At 70.7% G+C, this 18832-nt stretch carries 14 protein-coding genes and 1 pseudogene; 9 read left to right on the top strand and 6 right to left on the bottom strand.

The genetic code is table 11. The features are described 5' to 3' along the window. Positions 1-112 precede the first annotated feature (112 nt). A complete protein-coding gene (locus tag ACIPSA_RS23195; RefSeq protein WP_402637878.1) occupies positions 113-649 on the top strand; it encodes a bacterial proteasome activator family protein in 537 nt (178 codons plus the stop codon). A 78-nt stretch (positions 650-727) separates the two neighbouring features. Here the strand turns inward: ACIPSA_RS23195 and ACIPSA_RS23190 are convergent, their stop codons facing one another. After that, entirely contained in the window at positions 728-2392 is a 1665-nt protein-coding gene (locus ACIPSA_RS23190; protein ID WP_402637877.1) for a protein kinase, read from the bottom strand. A gap of 345 nt (positions 2393-2737) precedes the next feature. On the opposite strand from ACIPSA_RS23190, the gene ACIPSA_RS23185 reads away from it, so the two are divergent. Next, on the top strand, positions 2738-4315 hold the full coding sequence (locus ACIPSA_RS23185; RefSeq protein WP_402637876.1) for a protein kinase: 1578 nt from the start codon (positions 2738-2740) through the stop codon (positions 4313-4315). Positions 4316-4411: 96 nt separating this feature from the next. Here the strand turns inward: ACIPSA_RS23185 and ACIPSA_RS23180 are convergent, their stop codons facing one another. Then, positions 4412-5410 carry a phosphotransferase gene (locus tag ACIPSA_RS23180; RefSeq protein WP_402638129.1) on the bottom strand — a complete coding sequence of 333 codons (999 nt, stop codon included), beginning with the start codon at positions 5408-5410 and terminating at the stop codon, positions 4412-4414. A 506-nt stretch (positions 5411-5916) separates the two neighbouring features. On the opposite strand from ACIPSA_RS23180, the gene pdhA reads away from it, so the two are divergent. The 4 genes from pdhA to ACIPSA_RS23160 all read left to right on the top strand — a co-directional run bounded on the left by pdhA (position 5917) and on the right by ACIPSA_RS23160 (position 10444). Continuing rightward, the gene (pdhA, locus tag ACIPSA_RS23175; RefSeq protein ID WP_402637875.1) at positions 5917-7107 is read left to right on the top strand and encodes a pyruvate dehydrogenase (acetyl-transferring) E1 component subunit alpha; all 1191 of its coding nucleotides are present in this window, start codon (positions 5917-5919) and stop codon (positions 7105-7107) included. A 1-nt stretch (position 7108) separates the two neighbouring features. Next, positions 7109-8086: an alpha-ketoacid dehydrogenase subunit beta gene (locus ACIPSA_RS23170; protein WP_402637874.1), complete on the top strand. Its 978-nt coding sequence runs from the start codon at positions 7109-7111 to the stop codon at positions 8084-8086. A gap of 10 nt (positions 8087-8096) precedes the next feature. Beyond that, a complete protein-coding gene (locus ACIPSA_RS23165; RefSeq protein ID WP_402637873.1) occupies positions 8097-9500 on the top strand; it encodes a dihydrolipoamide acetyltransferase family protein in 1404 nt (467 codons plus the stop codon). A gap of 194 nt (positions 9501-9694) precedes the next feature. Next, positions 9695-10444, top strand: coding sequence for a hypothetical protein (locus ACIPSA_RS23160; RefSeq protein ID WP_402637872.1), 750 nt, complete (start codon positions 9695-9697; stop codon positions 10442-10444). Positions 10445-10528: 84 nt separating this feature from the next. Here the strand turns inward: ACIPSA_RS23160 and ACIPSA_RS23155 are convergent, their stop codons facing one another. After that, positions 10529-11431 (bottom strand): D-alanyl-D-alanine carboxypeptidase family protein, encoded by a 903-nt coding sequence (locus tag ACIPSA_RS23155; RefSeq protein WP_402637871.1) that lies wholly within the window; start codon positions 11429-11431, stop codon positions 10529-10531. Between the two features lie 189 nt (positions 11432-11620). Between ACIPSA_RS23155 and ACIPSA_RS23150 the strand changes: the two genes are divergently transcribed. Next, entirely contained in the window at positions 11621-12271 is a 651-nt protein-coding gene (locus tag ACIPSA_RS23150) for a GntR family transcriptional regulator (RefSeq protein WP_402637870.1), read from the top strand. Further along, the gene (locus ACIPSA_RS23145; RefSeq protein ID WP_402637869.1) at positions 12268-13563 is read left to right on the top strand and encodes a nitrate/nitrite transporter; all 1296 of its coding nucleotides are present in this window, start codon (positions 12268-12270) and stop codon (positions 13561-13563) included. Before ACIPSA_RS23150 ends, ACIPSA_RS23145 begins: the two co-directional genes overlap by 4 nt. Positions 13564-13599: 36 nt before the next feature. Here ACIPSA_RS23145 and ACIPSA_RS23140 read toward each other — a convergent pair whose 3' ends face one another. Continuing rightward, on the bottom strand, positions 13600-14424 hold the full coding sequence (locus ACIPSA_RS23140) for a maleylpyruvate isomerase family mycothiol-dependent enzyme (protein WP_402637868.1): 825 nt from the start codon (positions 14422-14424) through the stop codon (positions 13600-13602). 182 nt (positions 14425-14606) lie between these two features. On the opposite strand from ACIPSA_RS23140, the pseudogene ACIPSA_RS23135 reads away from it, so the two are divergent. Continuing rightward, positions 14607-15398: pseudogene (locus ACIPSA_RS23135) on the top strand (carbon-nitrogen family hydrolase); the annotation flags it as partial. Between the two features lie 98 nt (positions 15399-15496). Here the strand turns inward: ACIPSA_RS23135 and ACIPSA_RS23130 are convergent. Beyond that, a complete protein-coding gene (locus tag ACIPSA_RS23130; RefSeq protein WP_402637867.1) occupies positions 15497-18163 on the bottom strand; it encodes a SpoIIE family protein phosphatase in 2667 nt (888 codons plus the stop codon). A 103-nt stretch (positions 18164-18266) separates the two neighbouring features. Further along, on the bottom strand, positions 18267-18761 hold the full coding sequence (locus ACIPSA_RS23125) for an LURP-one-related/scramblase family protein (RefSeq protein ID WP_402637866.1): 495 nt from the start codon (positions 18759-18761) through the stop codon (positions 18267-18269). Positions 18762-18832: the final 71 nt, after the last annotated feature.

The following is an 18832-nucleotide window of genomic DNA, read 5'->3' as shown; positions in this document are numbered from 1 at the left end:
CATTTGCGGATCGTCCCGGCATTCCGGATTCGGCCGACGGGTCTAAACGGTGGATCAGGCTCCATGGGGGGCACCACGGTGATGAGGTGTACGGGTGCGAGAGAATGGCGGCATGGAGATGCCGAGGAGCGAAAGGTCGCCGGAGAACCCCCAGATCCTGGTCTTGGGCCAGGACGGGATGGCGCTCGGTGGCGTAGGAGACGAGGACTCCCGCGAGACGCCGGTGACGGATCAGGTGGAGCAGCCTGCCAAGGTCATGCGGATCGGCAGCATGATCAAGCAGCTCCTGGAGGAGGTGCGTGCCGCTCCTCTGGACGAGGCCAGCCGGGCCCGGCTCAAGGAGATCCACCGTAGCTCGGTGAAGGAGCTGGAGGACGGGCTGGCCCCGGAACTCGTCGAGGAGCTGGAGCGGCTCTCCCTGCCGTTCACGGACGGGGTGACGCCGAGCGATTCCGAGCTGCGCATCGCGCAGGCCCAGCTGGTCGGCTGGCTGGAGGGTCTGTTCCACGGGATCCAGACGACGCTTTTCGCCCAGCAGATGGCGGCGAGGGCGCAGCTGGAGCAGATGCGCCGTGCCCTGCCGCCGGGCATGGGCCACGACGGTGACGAGCCGCGCGCGAGCGGCCGCACCGGCGGGCCTTACCTGTAGGTCCCCCGGCGACCGTCAGTCATGACGAAAGGGCCCGGCAACAGGCTGCCGGGCCCTTTCCCACGCGCGTGTCCGGGCTCAGCCGGTCGGCGGGTTGCCCGACGAGACGAAGAGCTGGATCTCGACGTCCTTCGGGTCGACGTCCGAGCCGGCGGCGGGGAGCTGGTTGGTGACCGCGCCCTGGCCGTACGTGTTCTCGTCGACCGGCACGGTCTTCACGGTCCAGCCGGCGGCCTGCGCGCAGGCCTTGACCGACTTGATGTACTTGAAGCGGAAGTCAGGGAGCTGGATCTTGTCCGGGTCGTCGTACGACTCCGACGGCTCGGTGCACTCGGTGGTCTCGATCGTCTTCGACGTGTCCGGCCCGCGGTAGCCCTCCGCGTGCGCGGCGGCCGAGGTGCTCGCGCTGCTTCCGCCGCCCTTGACGTCGTCGTCGCTGCCCATGTTGAGGGTCAGCGCGACGATCAGGCCGGCGACCGCGAGCAGGGACACCGTGATCGAGCCGATGATCACCGGCTTGTTGCCCCTGCCGCCGCCTCCGCCCGTGGACGGGACCGAGGTCTGGGGCGAGATGGTGTACGGCGGGGTCGACGGCGCCTGCTGCCCGTACCCGACCGGAGGGGTCTGGTAGCCGCCCTGCTGCGGGTAGCCGTAGGCCGGGGCGGGCGTCGGGGGCACTGGGGTGCCGTACGGGTTCGGGTTCGGGGCCGGCTGGTACGGCGTCTGCACGGGCCCGGCGGGCGCCGGCGCGGCCCCGTCGACCGGCGGGAACACCGCGGCGCCGACGCCCGCGCCGCTCTGCGCCGGGGTGCCCGGCACGATGCTCGGCGGGGCCGCCTGGACGGACGCGGCGACGCGCAGGCACTCGTCGCGCATGGACTCGGCGGACGGGAAGCGCTCGTTCGGGTTCTTCTTCAGCGCGCGGGCGACCAGCGCGTCCACGGCCGGAGGGAGCGAACGGTTGATCGACGAAGGAGCCACCGGCTCCTCCTGCACATGCGCGTACGCGATGGCGAGCGGGGAGTCCGCGTCGAACGGCAGCCGCCCGGTGACCAGCTGGAACAGCATGATGCCGACCGAGTACAGGTCGGAGCGGGCGTCCACGCCCCGGCCGAGGGCCTGCTCGGGCGAGAGGTACTGAGGGGTGCCGACGACCATGCCGGTCTGCGTCATCGAGGTGACACCGGACTGCATGGCACGGGCGATGCCGAAGTCCATGACCTTGACGACGCCGCGCTTGGTCATCATCACGTTGCCGGGCTTGATGTCGCGGTGGACCAGCCCCATCTCGTGGCTGACCTCCAGCGCTGCCAGCACGTCCGCGGTGATCTTCAGTGCCTTGTCGACGGGCATGGCGCCCTGCCGCCGGATGTCCTCCTCGAGGACCGAGCCCAGCGGGCGGCCCTCGACGTACTCCATGACGATGTACGGGGTGGGCATCCCGTCGCCCGCGGCGGAGCCGCCGTCGGACAGCGTGTCCTCGCCGGTGTCGAAGACGGAGACGATGTTGGTGTGAGTGAGCTTCGCCACGGCCTGGGCCTCGCGGCGGAACCGCTCACGGAAAGCCTGTTCCCGGCCCAGTTCCGTGTGCAGGGTCTTGATCGCGACGTGGCGGTCGAGCACCGCGTCGTGGGCCAGGTGCACCGAGGCCATGCCGCCCTCGCCGAGCAAGTCGCGCAGCTGGTAGCGGCCGCCGGCGAGCGACCGCCCCGTATACCGGCCCTGTGCGCCGTCCTGGCTCATCGTTCCCCGTCCCCCACTAGGCCGTCAGGTGAGCGCTCGTTGACCGGCCGTCGTTGATCGAATGCGTCATTCCCGGCCAAGTCTGCCCCAGGGCACTGACACGTCAAGCGCGGTGCCCGTTCCGTGACCGTACGCGAAGGAAGCGTCGCGGAAGCGTTACAGCGGCCGTACGACCACTGCACAGAATTTGCACGACAGCGCGTGCTACGGGTTTCATGACCGGTCAGGCTCGGGCCGGTCGCGGTGCCCGTCTCGGACCGGAGGCTTGCGCGGAGGCTGTAGCGTGGCCGTCGGAGACCGTAACAACACCGCGCGCACCGCGGGCAGAAACGACGGCGAGGACCGATGGCACAGACGCACAGCGCCCAGGGCCCGTCCGACCCCGAGGCGACTGGCGGCGGCATGTCAGACGCGCCGGAGATGTGGGGCAACGGAGGGCTCGTCGGCGACGGGCGGTACCGGCTGACCCACCGGCTCGGCCGGGGTGGCATGGCCGAGGTGTTCGCGGCCGAGGACGTGCGCCTCGGACGCACGGTCGCGGTCAAGCTGCTGCGCGCCGACCTCGCCGAGGACCCGACCTCCAAGGCCCGCTTCACGCGCGAGGCCCAGTCGGTGGCCGGCCTCAACCACCACGCGATCGTCGCCGTGTACGACTCCGGCGAGGACGTCGTGGGCGGCCAGTCGGTGCCGTACATCGTGATGGAGCTGGTCGAGGGCCGCACCATTCGCGATCTGCTGATCAACGCCGAGGCGCCGGGCCCCGAGCAGGCCCTGATCATCGTCTCCGGTGTCCTGGAGGCGCTGGCCTACTCGCACCAGCACGGCATCGTGCACCGCGACATCAAGCCGGCCAACGTCATCATCACCAACAACGGTGCCGTCAAGGTGATGGACTTCGGCATCGCCCGCGCGCTGCACGGCGCGTCCACGACGATGACGCAGACCGGCATGGTCATGGGCACGCCCCAGTACCTGTCGCCGGAGCAGGCGCTCGGCAAGGCCGTCGACTACCGTTCCGACCTGTACGCGACGGGCTGCCTGCTCTACGAACTCCTCGCCCTGCGGCCTCCGTTCACCGGTGAGACCCCGCTGTCGGTGGTGTATCAGCACGTCCAGGACATGCCCGTTCCGCCGTCGCAGAACTCGGACAGCTCGCCGCCGGAGCTCGACGGCCTGGTCATGCGCTCGCTCGCCAAGGATCCGGACGACCGCTTCCAGACGGCCGAGGAGATGCGCGGCCTGGTCCAGTACGGCCTGCAGATGCTGTACGACATGGGCGGCCACACGGGCACCTGGAACACCGGGCCCGTGGAGATGCACGACGGCCGGCACACCCCGGCGGGCGGCTTCGGCGGCACGACCGCGATGCAGCACCCCGGCGACTTCGGTGCCGGAACCGCCCAGATCCCGCAGCCGATCCTGCCCGCCGGGTACGGCAGCGGCGACGACGGAGGCTTCGAGGGGTACGGCAACAGGGGCAGCGGCCGGGGCAAGTTGTGGATCCTCGCCGTCCTCGCGGTGATCGCCATCACGGCGGGCGTGGCGTGGGCGATGCGCCACACCGTTAACGGCAGCACCGGTTCGAGCGACAAGCCGACCCCGACCAGCTCGCACAGCAAGAAGGCGGAGACGGCCTCGGAGAGCCCGTCCGACGATACGACGGACGAGGCCACGGACCCGGCCACGGACGACACTTCGGACACGGGCACCGGCACCGACTACACGCCCTCGTACACGCCGTCGTACACACCGTCCGACACGGTCAGCAGCGAGCCGACCGATGAGCCGACGGACCCGGCGACCTCCGAGGAGCCGACGGATCCGGGGACCACGTCGCAGCCGGAGTCCTCGGACCCGGCGACGGACCCGACGGGCGGAACGGACCCGGGCACGGCGAACGGCGGTGACCAGGGCGCTCCTTGAAGGACGTCGTTCCCGACGCCGTCCCTCTGAAGACGACACCCACGCGCGCGTGCGAGCCGGTCCGGGCTCCACGCGCGCGTCGCGTTGTGGGCCCTGTCATTCCACGAACGCGTCGCATACGGCGTCGTACTCCCGTGTCCACCACACCGCGAGCGCGGAGGCGGCCGGGAACTGGGGGTCGGCGCGGGTGTCGCCGCGCTCGTAGTGCCAGCGCAGCATCCAGAAGTCGTTGAGCCGTTCCCACCACACGCGGTGCACGGCCGCCGCGAGTTCGGAGGGCGTGGCTCCGGCGGCGCGCCGGTACGCGCGCGCGTACGCCCGCACCTTCGGCAGGTCGAGGGCACCGGCGGGCCGTACGAAGAAGATCGCGGCGGCGCGTACGGCCTCCTCGGCGCGGGGCTGCACTCCGAGCCGGTCCCAGTCCACGATCGCGGCGGGCGCGTCTCCCTTGTAGAGCAGATTGAAGGGGTGGAAGTCCCCGTGCACCCAGCCCACCGAACCGCCGCGCGGGGGGCGCCGGTCCGCGTGCTGTTCGAGGAGCGCGCGGCGTTCCAGCAGACGGTGCCGGGCCAGTTCGTCGAAGGCGTCGGAGGGGCGGTGGCGGCTGACGTGGGCGAGCAGGTCGTCGATGAGGGCGAAGGTGTCGGCGGGGTCGGCGCTCTTCACGGGGTGGGGGCTCGTTGCCGGGCGCGTGCGCCCCTTGGGTGGCATCACGCGCTCCAGGGCGGCGTGCACGGCACCCAGGAGCGCTCCGAGCCGTACGCACTGGCCCTGCGTGAGCTGGCCGCCGTGGCGGTGTCTGCCGTCGATCCAGGGGTGCAGGGCGTAGGCGTGGCCGCCGACGACGGCGACGGTGCGTCCGTCGCGGCCGGGGAGCGGCGGGGCGACCGGGACGCCCAGGTCGGCCAGGCGCTGGGTGGCGCGATGCCGGCGTTCGATCGCGGCCGGGTCGGCGGTGTCGGGGTCGAAGTGGTGCTTGAGGAAGTAGCGGCCGCGGGTGGTGCACAGGCGGTAACCCCGATTGAGCAGCCCCTGCTCGACGGGCTCGCAGGTGAGGGCGGAACCGGCGGCATACAGGCGGAGCAAGGCGCCCAGAGGGGGCGCATGGGGTACAGGGGGTGGTACACATGAGCGCGGCACGCGCCAGATGTTAGGGCACCCGCGAGGCCGGTGAGCTGGGCGTTATCACAGGCAGTCGCTTTCGTTCACGGTCAGTGCCCGAAGTGGCGTCGACTCTGTCGTTTGCATGAAATACAGCGATATTTCCTTCTTTCAGTGGCGGGTCGGTTTCGGACGTGAACTCTTCCCGTGGCCGGGGTGCGCGGGATAACGTGCCGTTGCTCCGGCCTCCTGCAAGGCTGTGACCAGCGACCTTCCAGTCCGCGCCGATTTACTTGGAAATCCAAGCAAAAACGCAGGTCAGGTGGGGTTTCACAGAAATGTGAAGCACTGGGTAACGTGGCGTTTGCAGGGCGCTCGCCGGGGCACCTGTCACGCCTGTTCCCGGCCGAGCGGCACCCACCCCGTGCACGGGTTTCGGAACAGGTGAGCCGCACTGGCCCACCGGCAACCCCGGGGGCCGGACCGACGGAGGAGCACACGTGACCGTGGACAGCAGTGCCGCGAGCAAGCCGCGACGCAGCGCCGCAGGGAAGGCCGGCACCACCGGCACCAAGCGCACCACCCGCACCACCGCAAAGCAGAGCGCCGACCCCGAGCTCGTGCAGCTGCTGACGCCGGAAGGCAAGCGGGTGAAGAACGCCGAGTACGACGGGTACGTCGCCGGCATCACCCCGGACGAGCTGCGCGGCCTGTACCGCGACATGGTGCTCACCCGCCGCTTCGACGCCGAGGCCACCTCGCTGCAGCGGCAGGGCGAGCTGGGCCTGTGGGCCTCGCTCCTCGGCCAGGAGGCCGCCCAGATCGGCTCCGGCCGGGCCACCCGCGGCGACGACTACGTCTTCCCGACCTACCGCGAGCACGGCGTCGCCTGGTGCCGCGGGGTCGACCCGACCAACCTGCTCGGCATGTTCAGGGGTGTGAACAACGGCGGCTGGGACCCGAACAGCAACAACTTCCACCTCTACACGATCGTCATCGGCTCCCAGGCGCTGCACGCCACGGGCTACGCGATGGGCGTGGCCAAGGACGGCGCGGACTCCGCGGTCATCGCCTACTTCGGCGACGGTGCCTCCAGCCAGGGCGACGTGTCCGAGGCCTTCAACTTCGCCGCGGTCTACAACGCCCCCGTGGTGTTCTTCTGCCAGAACAACCAGTGGGCGATCTCCGAGCCGACCGAGAAGCAGACCCGTGTGCCGCTCTACCAGCGCGCCCAGGGCTTCGGCTTCCCCGGCGTGCGGGTGGACGGCAACGACGTGCTGGCCTGCCTCGCGGTCACCCGGTGGGCGCTGGAGCGCGCCCGCACCGGTGAGGGCCCGACGCTGATCGAGGCGTACACGTACCGCATGGGCGCCCACACCACCTCCGACGACCCCACCCGCTACCGGCACGACGACGAGCGGGCCTCCTGGGAGGCGAAGGACCCGATCCTGCGCCTGCGCCGGTTCCTGGAGACCGCAAACCACGCGGACGAGGGATTCTTCGCGGAACTCGAATCGGAGAGCGAGGCGTTGGGCAAACGAGTGCGCGAAGTGGTGCGAGCCATGCCGGACCCGGACGACTTCGCCATCTTCGAGAACGTGTACGCGGACGGGCATGCGCTCGTCGACGAGGAGCGAGCCCAGTTCGCCGCCTACCAGGCGTCGTTCGCGGACGCAGAAGGGGGCAAGTGACATGGCCGAGAAGATGGCGCTCGCCAAGGCGATCAACGAGTCCCTGCGCAAGGCACTGGAGTCCGACCCGAAGGTCCTCGTCATGGGTGAGGACGTCGGCAAGCTCGGCGGTGTCTTCCGTGTGACGGACGGTCTGCAGAAGGACTTCGGCGAGAGCCGGGTCATCGACACCCCGCTGGCCGAGTCCGGCATCGTCGGCACGGCGATCGGCCTGGCCCTGCGCGGCTACCGCCCGGTGGTGGAGATCCAGTTCGACGGCTTCGTCTTCCCCGCGTACGACCAGATCGTCACGCAGCTCGCGAAGATGCACGCCCGCTCCCTGGGCAAGGTCAAGATGCCCGTCGTCATCCGCATCCCCTACGGCGGCGGCATCGGCGCGGTCGAGCACCACTCCGAGTCCCCCGAGGCCCTGTTCGCGCACGTGGCGGGCCTGAAGATCGTCAGCCCCTCCAACGCGTCGGACGCGTACTGGATGATGCAGCAGGCCATCCAGAGCGACGACCCGGTGATCTACTTCGAGCCCAAGCGGCGCTACTGGGACAAGGCCGAGGTCAACACGGAGGCCATCCCGGGCCCGCTGCACAAGGCGCGTGTGGTCCGTGAGGGCACCGACCTGACCCTCGCCGCCTACGGCCCGATGGTCAAGCTCTGCCAGGAGGCCGCCGCCGCGGCCGCCGAGGAGGGCAAGTCCCTGGAGGTCCTGGACCTGCGTTCGGTCTCCCCGCTCGACTTCGACACCGTCCAGGCCTCGGTGGAGAAGACCCGCCGCATGGTCGTGGTCCACGAGGCGCCGGTGTTCTTCGGCTCGGGCGCGGAGATCGCCGCCCGGATCACGGAGCGCTGCTTCTACCACCTGGAGGCCCCGGTGCTCCGGGTGGGCGGCTACCACGCCCCGTATCCGCCGGCGCGTCTGGAGGAGTCCTACCTCCCGGACCTGGACCGGGTGCTCGACGCCGTCGACCGTGCCCTGGCGTACTGAGGAGAGGGTCGTGACGACGATGACGGAAGCATCCGTGCGCGAGTTCAAGATGCCCGACGTGGGCGAGGGGCTCACCGAGGCCGAGATCCTCAAGTGGTACGTACAGCCGGGCGACACGGTGACCGACGGCCAGGTGGTGTGCGAGGTCGAGACCGCGAAGGCGGCCGTCGAACTCCCCATCCCCTACGACGGCGTGGTCCGTGAGCTGCGCTTCCCCGAAGGCACCACGGTGGACGTGGGCACGGCGATCATCGCGGTGGACGTGGCCGGCGGGGCTCCCGCCGAGGCGCCGGCGCCGGCACCGGCTCCCGAGCCGGCCGAGCTGCCCGAGGAGGAGCCGAAGCCACAGGGCCGCCAGCCGGTGCTGGTCGGGTACGGCGTCGCCGTCTCCTCCACCAAGCGCCGCCCCCGCAAGGGCGCCGGGACCGCGGCCCCGGAGGCGGCGTCGGCGATCCAGACCGAGCTGAACGGCCACGGCCACGGCGCCGCCGCCCAGCAGCGCCCGCTGGCCAAGCCCCCGGTGCGCAAGCTGGCGAAGGACCTCGGCGTCGACCTGGCCACGGTGATCCCGTCCGGCCCGGACGGCATCATCACGCGCGAGGACGTGCACGCGGCGGTCGCGCCCACGCCGGTCGCGCCCCCGGTTCCCGAGCCGGCACCGGCCGCACCCGCTGCCGTGACGCCTCCGGCGCCGATGGTGACCTACGACGGCGCGCGCGAGACCCGGATCCCGGTCAAGGGCGTCCGCAAGATGACCGCCCAGGCCATGGTCGGCTCGGCGTTCACGGCACCGCACGTCACGGAGTTCGTGACGGTGGACGTGACGCGCACCATGAAGCTGGTCGAGGAGCTCAAGCAGGACAAGGAGTTCCAGGGCCTGCGGGTCAATCCGCTGCTGCTGATCGCCAAGGCCCTGCTGGTCGCCATCAGGCGCAACCCGGACATCAACGCGTCCTGGGACGAGGCGAACCAGGAGATCGTGCTCAAGCACTACGTCAACCTGGGCATCGCCGCGGCCACCCCGCGCGGCCTGATCGTCCCGAACATCAAGGACGCGCACGCCAAGGCGCTCCCGCAGCTGGCGGAGGCACTCGGCGAGCTGGTGTCCACGGCACGGGACGGCAAGACCTCCCCGGCCGCCATGCAGGGCGGCACGGTCACCATCACCAACGTCGGCGTCTTCGGCGTCGACACCGGCACCCCGATCCTCAACCCCGGCGAGTCCGCGATCCTCGCGATCGGAGCGATCAAGCTCCAGCCGTGGGTCCACAAGGGCAAGGTGAAGCCCCGCCAGGTCACGACCCTGGCGCTGAGCTTCGACCACCGCCTGGTGGACGGCGAGCTGGGCTCCAAGGTGCTGGCGGACGTGGCGGCGATCCTGGAGCAGCCGAAGCGGCTGATCACCTGGGCCTGAGGGCCCCTGGGCGGGTAGCACGAAGAAGTGAAGGGGACGGCCGCAGCACAGGCTTGCGGCCGTCCCCTCTCTTTTGTCGGCGGCCTCGGCCCGGACCGACTGCCCGGACCCGGACGGCGTATCAGGGGTAGCTCCGGGTCGTGCCGGGGATGTCACGGATGGTGGCCGAGTGACGCCGGCGGAAGGCTGGTGCCATGACGAAATCCGTTGCTTCCAGGCACGCTTCCGTTGCCGTTCGCCGTGTCGCCGCCGTCGCGGGCGCCGCGGTCCTCGCCGGTGCCGCAGCGGTGTGCGCGCCGGGTGTCGCCTACTCCGCTCCCCGCGCCGCCACCGTGTCCGCGACCGATTTCAGTGACTGTCCCACGCTGCCCGACGGTGTCGACCCGGCCCGTTGGAGATGCGAAGTGCACACCGCCGCAACGCGGTTGACCATCGGCAAGGTCACCGTGAACTTCGCCCGGATCACCATGACGCACGCCGAGGGTCCCCTGCCGGACGGCAGCGACGGGCAGGTGTGGGGAGCGATGCACAGTGAGCCGACCGCCGTGCCGGGAGGGCTGACCGGCACCCCCGCGGGCGATCACGCGCCGGTCCTGGGGATGGCGATACAGCCGGAGTACGGGGGCCGGTCCGACTTCTACACCGGGAAGTTCAGCCTCCGCTTCCGGCTCGTGAGCCCGCTGCTGCCGCACGGCTGCACCATCGGAGCCGGCGAACCCGTCGACTTCCAGATGAAGCGCTCGGGTCCCTCCAAGTGGGTCTCCCAGGATCCGCCGGTGATCGAGTTCTCGGCGTACGACGACACCTTCGCCGCTCCGGCCGCCGAGCACTGCGGGCCGCTCACCCCGTCCCTCAACCGACGGCTCGGGCTGCCGGCGGCCGACGGGAACCTGCTGTCGTACGACGCCTCCTACACCTTCAAGACCTACGACCAGCTCACCTGAGGAAGCCTCGCGACCACGCACGCCCTCCGGAATGCGCAACGGGCCCGCCGCGATCCGCGACGGGCCCGTGGTGCTGGGTGGCTGTCAGCCGAGCTTGGCGAAGCCGTAGTTCAGGAGCTTCTTCGCGTCCGCCTCGCGCTGGGCGATGGAGGTGGAGGCGAGGACCGTGCCGATGACCGTCTTGCCGTTGCGGGTGGCGGCGAAGACGAGGCAGTAGTGGGCCTCGGGGCCGGAGCCGGTCTTCACGCCGATGGTGCCGCTGTAGCTGCTGAGCAGGCCGTTGGTGTTGGTCCACGGCGACATCGTGCGGATGCTGCCCGTCTTGGTGACGGTCTTCGCCGTGTACGACTTCGTCTTCACGACCGTGCGGAACGTGGAGCTCTTCATCGCGTTGCTGGCGAGCTTCGTCAGGTCGCGCGGCGTCGAGTAGTTGTTGCCGTTGCCGATGCCGTCGAACGAGTCGAAGTGCGTGTTCGTCATGCCGAGGTTCTTGGCGGTGGTGTTCATCTTGCCGATGAACGACTTCACGCGCGCGGCCCGCGTCGTGCCCGAGCCGTACTTGTCGGCGAGCGCGTAGGCGGCGTCGCAGCCGGACGGCAGCATCAGGCCGTACAGCAGCTGACGGACGGTGACCTTGTCGCCGACGATCAGGTGGGCCTGGGAGGCGTTGTTGGCGACGACGTAGTCGCTGTAGGCCTTCTGGATCGTGACCTTGGCGTCGAGGTTGAGGTTCGACTGGGCGAGCACGACCTTCGCGGTCATGATCTTCGTGGTCGAGCCGGTGGGAAGCTGCGTGTCCGCCGCCTTCTTGAACAACGTCGTGCTGTTCGCGTTGTTCATCAGGTAGCCGCCCTTGGCCACGATCGAGGGCGTGGTGACGGCCTGCGCGGGTGCCGCGGTGAGGGCGCCGGTGGCGAGCAGCGCGCCGGACGTCACGGCGACGGCTGCGGCCCTGCGGAGACGGATGCCCTTAATGCCGGTAATCAAGTCAAATACCCCGAATAGTGTCGAATGCCCCTACGGTGCGGCCGAGTTGCGGTGGCAGGGGGAGTAGGGCCGCACGTGTGTGACACGTAAGTAGCACAGAAGGTTGTGCTGTTCCTGAGGGATATTTTCAGTCCGTCCGCATGGTGGACCGCCACCCCCATGCGTACGTGTTGTATCTATCATGTGGGCATGAGCATGGCCGTCAAGCAGCCCCCCGCCGCCGACCGCGTCTACTCCCATGTCAAACAGGGTGTTCTGGACCGCCGTTACCAGGGCGGCGCTCTCCTCACCGAGGGCGAGCTGGCCGAGGCCGTCGGGGTCTCGCGCACCCCGGTGCGCGAGGCGCTGCTGCGGCTGGAGGTGGAAGGCCTGATCAAGCTCTACCCGAAGAAGGGCGCCCTGGTGCTGCCCGTCTCCGCGCAGGAGATCGCGGATGTGGTGGAGACCCGGCTTCTGGTGGAGGAGCACGCGGCCCGCAAGGCCGTACCCGCACGGCCGGGCCTGATCGAGCGTCTTGAGGAGCTGCTCGCACGGCAGAAGGAGCAGGCCGCCGCCGGGGACCTGGCCGCGGCCGCGGTCACCGACCGCTGCTTCCACGCCGAGATCGTGCGCAGCGGCGGCAACGAGATCCTCTCCCGCCTCTACGACCAGCTCCGCGACCGCCAGTTGCGGATGGGTGTCGCCGTCATGCACTCCCACCCCGACCGGATCGCCAAGACGCTCACCGAGCACGAGGAGATCCTCCAGGCCCTGCGCTCCGGCGACGCGGAGGCGGCCGTCGCGGTCGTGCACCGGCACGTGAGCTGGTTCTCGCACCTCGCGCGGGGTGAGGTCCGATGAGGAGCGCCACCCTTCCGGGAGACCCTCCCGGCGGCCGCCGTGCCGTCGCCGTCTGGGGCATCGGCGTCTCGGTCTACTTCGTCGCCGTCATCTTCCGTACGTCACTGGGCGTCGCCGGCCTCGACGCGGCCGACCGCTTCCATGTGGGTGCCTCGGCCCTGTCCACGTTCTCGATCCTGCAGCTCCTGGTCTACGCGGGCATGCAGATACCCGTGGGCCTGCTGGTCGACCGGCTCGGCACCAAGAAGGTGCTGGGCATCGGGGCCGTGCTGTTCACGGCGGGTCAGCTGGGCTTCGCGTTCTCGCCGTCGTACGGCACGGCGCTCGCCTCGCGCGCGCTGCTCGGGTGCGGTGACGCGATGACGTTCATCAGCGTGCTGCGCCTCGGCACCCGCTGGTTCCCGGTGCGGCGCGGGCCGCTGGTCGCGCAGTTCGCCGGACTGGTCGGCATGGCGGGCAACCTGGTCTCCACGCTGCTGCTGTCCCGGCTGCTGCACGGAATCGGCTGGACCCCGGCGTTCGCGGGCAGCGCGCTGGCGGGCGCGGTCGTCCTCGTCCTCGTCCTGCTCTTCCTGAAGGACCATCCCGAGGGCTACGAGCCGGAGCCGTTCCCGCACCAGGGCGCGGCCTATGTGCGCAGGCAGATCGTCGCGTCCTGGCGGGAGCCGGGAACACGCCTCGGCCTGTGGGTGCACTTCACCACGCAGTTCCCGGCGATGGTGTTCCTGCTGCTGTGGGGCCTGCCGTTCCTGGTCGAGGCCCAGGGCCTCGACCGGGCCACGGCGGGCGGACTGCTGACCCTGGTCGTTCTCTCCAACATGGTGGTCGGTCTGGTGTACGGCCAGATCGTCGCCCGGCACCACGCGGCGCGGCTGCCGCTGGCGCTCGGCACGGTCGCGGCCACCGCCATCGTGTGGGCGGTGACCCTCTTCTACCCCGCGGACCGGGCGCCGATGTGGCTCCTCGTGGTGCTGTGCACGGTGCTCGGCGCCTGCGGCCCGGCGTCCATGCTCGGCTTCGACTTCGCCCGCCCCGCTAACCCGCCCGAGCGACAGGGCACGGCGTCCGGCATCACCAACATGGGTGGTTTCGTCGCCTCGATGACGACCCTGTTCGCGATCGGCGTCCTGCTGGACGCCACCGGCGACGACTACACCGTGGCGTTCTCGGCGGTGTTCGTCCTGCAGGCGCTGGGTGTCAGCCAGATCCTGCGGCTGCGCGGGCGGGCGGCGCGACGGGAGCGGGAACGGCTGGTCGCCAGCCGGGTGGAGACGGTGCACGTCCCCGCGTGAGCCGCCCGAGCCGACCGAGCCGACGGGGTGACCCCCCTACTGCGTCACCGTGAAGTTCCGCAGGATCGCCGCCGTCAGCTCCGGCTCGCCCTCCGCCTTCACCCGCTCGGCCACGGCCTCCGGTGTCACACGGCCGCAGGCCAGGCGGACGTAGGTCTCCCAGTCCAGGGTGAAGGAGGCGGCGGGGCCGAGGGCGGGCGCGGTCTCCAGGGTGCCGCGGCCCTGGATGTCGACGCGGATGGTGCGCAGGAACTCGATGGGCCCGTACACGTCGAAGACGACCGCCGAACTGCGCGGGGCGTCCGCCGCCTGGGCGACGACGCGGGGCAGCTCGGCGAGCAGCACGTCACGGGTGATGTGCGCGCCGGGGGAGTCGAGGTTGCCCGGAACACCCAGGGCCGCGCGCAGGTCCTGCTCGTGGACCCACACGTCGAACGCGCGGTTGCACATCGCCTCTCCGAGCGTGATCTCCGTGCCGAGTGGGCCGCGCACCTTGTGGCCGGGGTCGCGGGTCTCGTTGCGCAGCTGGCGGTTGCGGCGGATGACCGTGTACTCCAGCTCGGAGGTCATCTCCGGGGCCGTGTGGTGGCGGCGGACGTCTACCTGCATCTCGTTGTAGCGCTGGTGCTCGTTCGTCACGTGGTACAGGTCGCGCGGCAGGGAGTGGATGGGGCGCGGGTCGCCGAGCATCTCGCAGTCCATGCCGATGACGTGCGAGACGATGTCACGGACCGACCACCCGGGGCACGGGGTCCGACGGTTCCACTCGCCCTCGACAAGCGGCTGCACCAGCTCGGATATCGCTTCGATGGAGTGGGTCCAGGCGTCGGCGTAGGGCTGGAGGGTGGGATGCAGACTCACGGAACGGGACCCCTCGGCGGTCGGTACACGGGCGGTTGGTGGCAGCGTTGCCAGCGGGAGGTGGCTGCACTCGGCGGGTGTCTTGAGACGCTAAGTTACGCTGCTGTGAGGCACCCCGGCAGTGCTTTCGTGTGACGATCGTAGGCCCGTATGGACGGCTCGAATGCCAGGACGGTGGTAGTGTGCGCGCCTCGCTGATCCAGATCGCCGTAGAAGAGGGCGAATCGGTCGAATCCCGTAGGCGGCGAGTTGCCTCTCTGGTGCGGGAGCAGGCGGGTTCCGATCTCGTCGTGCTGCCCGAGCTGTGGACGACGGGCGCCTTCGCGTACGAGGCGTTCGGGAGCGAGGCCGAGCCGCTCGAAGGCCCGACCTACGAGGCGATGGTCAAGGCGGCGAGCGACGCGGGCGTCTGGCTGCACGCGGGTTCGATTCCGGAGCGGGACCCTGACGGTCCCCTCTACAACACGTCCCTCGTCTTCTCCCCCTCCGGTGATCTGGTCGCGGCCTATCGCAAGATCCACCGCTTCGGCTTCGACAAGGGCGAGGCCGTGCTGATGGGCGCGGGCCGGGAACTGGTGACGGTCCGCCTGCCGGAGACCACCCTCGGCGTGGCCACCTGCTACGACCTCCGTTTCCCCGAACTCTTCCGCGGGCTGGTCGACGCCGGCGCCGAGACCCTGGTGATCCCGGCGGGCTGGCCCGAGCGCCGACGCGCGCACTGGACGCTGCTGGCCCGGGCGCGGGCGGTCGAGAACCAGGCGTTCGTGCTCGCGTGTGGAACGGCCGGGACCCACGCCCGGGTTCCGCAGGCGGGTCACTCGATCGTGGTCGATCCGTGGGGCGAGGTGCTGGCGGAGGCGGGGCCGCGGGAGCAGGTGCTCACGGTGGAGTTCGACGCCGGGAGGGTGGCGGCGACCCGGGAGCAGTTCCCCGCGCTGAAGGACCGGATGCTGGGGCTGGAGCCCCCGCGCCGTATCGCCCGGACCTCGGAGACTCCGGAGACCTCAGAAACTCCGGAGGTCTCGGAGACCTCGGGCTAGACCTTGAGCTGGATCCAGCCCGGGATCTCGGGCTAGATCTCGGGCTCCAGGGGCTGTTCCGTCCAGATGACCTTGCCGTCCGCCGTGTAACGGGTGCCCCAGCGCTCGGCGAACTGGGACACCAGGAACAGACCCCGCCCACCCTCGTCCGTCGCGGCCGCGCTGCGCAGGTGCGGGGCGGTGCTGCTGCCGTCGGACACTTCGCAGATCAGGGTGCGGTCGCGGATCAGGCGGACGCCGATGGGGGCGGTGGCGTGCCGGATGGCGTTCGTGACCAGCTCGCTGAGGATCAGCTCGGTCGTGAACGCCTCCTCCGTCAGCCCCCACTCGTTCAGCGTCCGGGTGGCCGCCGCGCGGATGCGGCCGACGGCCGACGGGTCGTCCGGCACGTCCCAGACCGCCATGCGGTCGGCGGCGAGCATCCGGGTACGGGCGACCACCAGGGCGACGTCGTCGCGGGGCCGTTCGGGAACCAGGGCCTCCAGCACCGCCCGGCAGGTCGCCTCCGGCGTGCGGCCGGGCCCGGCCAGCGTCCGCCGCAGCAGCTCAAGACCCTCGTCGATGTCGCGGCCGTGGTCCTCGATCAGCCCGTCCGTGTACAGCACCAGGGCGCTGCCCTCGGGAAGCATCAGCCCGGCCGTCTCGAAGGGGAGGCGGCCGCCCAGGCCCAGCGGGGGCCCGCCGGGGACGTCGAGGATCTCCACGCTCCCGTCCGGGTGGACGACGGCGGGTTCCAGATGGCCCGCGCGGGACAGGGTGCACAGCCCGGAGCCGGGGTCGTAGACGGCGTACAGGCAGGTGGCCCCGGTGACCGGCGGGCCCTCGCTGCCGTCGGCCTCGTCCTCGTCGATACGGGTGACCAGCTCGTCCAGGTGCCACAGGAGCTCGTCGGGTGGGACGTCCAGGGAGGAGAAGTTGTGGACGGCGGTCCGCAGCCGGCCCATCGTGGCGGCCGCGTGCAGACCGTGGCCGACGACGTCCCCCACGACGAGCGCCACCCGGGCGCCGGGCAGCGGGATGACGTCGAACCAGTCCCCGCCGACCCCGCCCTGCGAGGCCTGCGCGGGCAGATAGCCGTAGGCCACGTCGAGGGCGCTCTGGTCGGGCAGGGCCCGGGGCAGCAGGCTGCGCTGCAGCGTGACGGCCATGCTGTGCTCGCGGGTGTAGCGGCGGGCGTTGTCGATGCTGACGGCGGCGCGGGCCACCAGCTCCTCGGCGAGGGAGAGGTCGTCCTGTTCGAAGGGTTCGCGCGAGCCGGAGCGCCAGAAGGTGGCCACGCCCATGATGACGCCGCGGGCGCGCACCGGGACCGCGATCATCGAGTGGATCCCGAACGCGACGATCTTCCGTGCCCGTTCCGGGTCCTGCGCCTGCCACCCGGAGAAGGTGGACAGGTCCGCCTCCAGTACGGCCTCGCCGCTGCCGAAGCCGAAGGCCTGCGGGGTGGCCGGGACGAAGCGGATCACTTCGCCGAGCCGGTAGAGCGGGCTGTCCTCCCGCACGCCCCGGAACGCGACGCGGCGCATGTCCCCGTTGCCCTCCTGCGGCTCCCCGCCGCGCAGGACGGGAGCCGCCAGGTCGATGGTGGCGAAGTCCGCGAACCGGGGCACCGCGACGTCCGCCAGTTCCTGCGCGGTGTGGGTCACGTCGAGTCCGGTGCCGATCTCCAGCCCGGCGTCGTAGAGCAGTCTCAGGCGCTCCTGCGCCTGGGCCGCCCTGCCGGTGATGGCCTGCAGCTCGGTGGTGTCCCGCAGGGTCGCGACGCTGCCCGGCGGTCCGCCGTCACGGTCGGTCGACCGCTGGCTGACGGCCAGCAGCCGTCCCCCCGCCAGGTGGACCTCGTCGGTGGCGTCCCGTCCGGAGGCGAACAGCCGGGCCATGTCGCGGCCGATGTCGAGGTCGAGGGCCGGGCATCCCTCCGCGTCCGGAGCGAGCCCGAGCAGTCGGCGCGCCTCGTCGTTGGCCAGCGCCAGCCTGCCCTCACCGTCCATGATCAGCACGCCTTCCCGTACGGCGTGCAGGACGGCGTCGTGATGTTCGTACATCCGTGTCATCTCGGCGGGCTCCAGGCCGTGCGTCTGGTGCCGCAGCCGCCTGCTGACCAGGGCGGTGCCGGCGGTGGCGATGGCGAGGGCCACGGCCGCCGAGCCGATGAGCCAGGGCAACTGGTGCGCGACGACCCCGCTCACCTCGGAGAGCCTGACCCCGGCGGCGACGAGACCGACGACCTTGCCGTGCGCGTCCTTCACGGGGACGACGGCGCGTACGGAGGGGCCCAGCGGGCCCGTGTAGGTCTCCCGGACGATCCCGCCCCTCGCGGCCGGGCCGATGGTGCCGATGTAGTGCTTGCCGATCTGGGAGGGGTCGGGGTGGGTGTAGCGGATTCCTTCCGTAGACATGGCCACGACAAAATCGACGCCGGATGCCTTGCGGGCCGCCTCGGCACGTGGCTGGAGCACCGCGGACGGGTCCGGACCGGTCATCGCCTTCGCGGTGCCCGGCGCGTGAGCGAAGGTCTGGGCCACGGCGAGGGAACGGTTGCGGGCCTCGCGCTCGGTGTCGGCGCGGGCCTGGAGTACGACGGCGACGACCGCGGCGACGACGAGGAGCATCACGATCGCCGCCTGAAGGACGAACACCTGCCGGGCGACGGTGCGCGCGCTCAGCACCGAACGCAGGCGGCCGAAGATTCCCGCCATGCCTCTTTTCTAACATCCTTCGGCGGACCGGACACGGCGGCCGTCGGTCCTCCCCGGTCCTCCTCGGCCCTCCCCAGTCCTCCCCGGTCCTGCTCAGCTCGCCTCAGCCCTCCTCCCGCTCCTTCTCCGCCAGGTGGATCACACACACCGCCACCGCGATCAGCAGCGCCGGGTCCGCGTCCTCCCGTACGACGTCGACGCCGTACGTCTCCCGGACGTGCAGCCACCGTCGGGAGATCACCGCGAGCAGTTCGCCGTCGTACTCGACGGCGAACTCGCGGTCGAGGATCTTGCCGCTGACATCCAGTTCCGTGCCGTCCACCAGTGACACGCGGTAGTGGTTGCGCAGCAGGGAGAGCCGCTTGCGCCGGATGGTCGCCAGCGGCTCACCGCCGCGCTCGACGACCATCGTGTCCCGCAGGGCGAACATCCTGCGGTGGATGTCGACGAGGACCCGCCCGCGCGTGTCCTTCAGCTCGAAGGTGTCGCGCAGCCGCATCGCCTTGCCGTCGACGAGGAACACCTTGTCGCCGTGCTCGTCCTCGATCCAGTAGTCGTCACCGAAGCCGAGGAGCCGGTCGCGTACGAGGAATCTCATGCGGTTACCGCTTCCCCGGTGCGGGACGATCATCACGGACGTGTCCGGGACGATCATCACGGACGTGTCCG

This window comes from Streptomyces sp. NPDC086549, from assembly GCF_044746205.1.
GTDB lineage: Bacteria > Actinomycetota > Actinomycetes > Streptomycetales > Streptomycetaceae > Streptomyces.
This window is presented reverse-complemented; position numbering and strand designations above follow the sequence as displayed.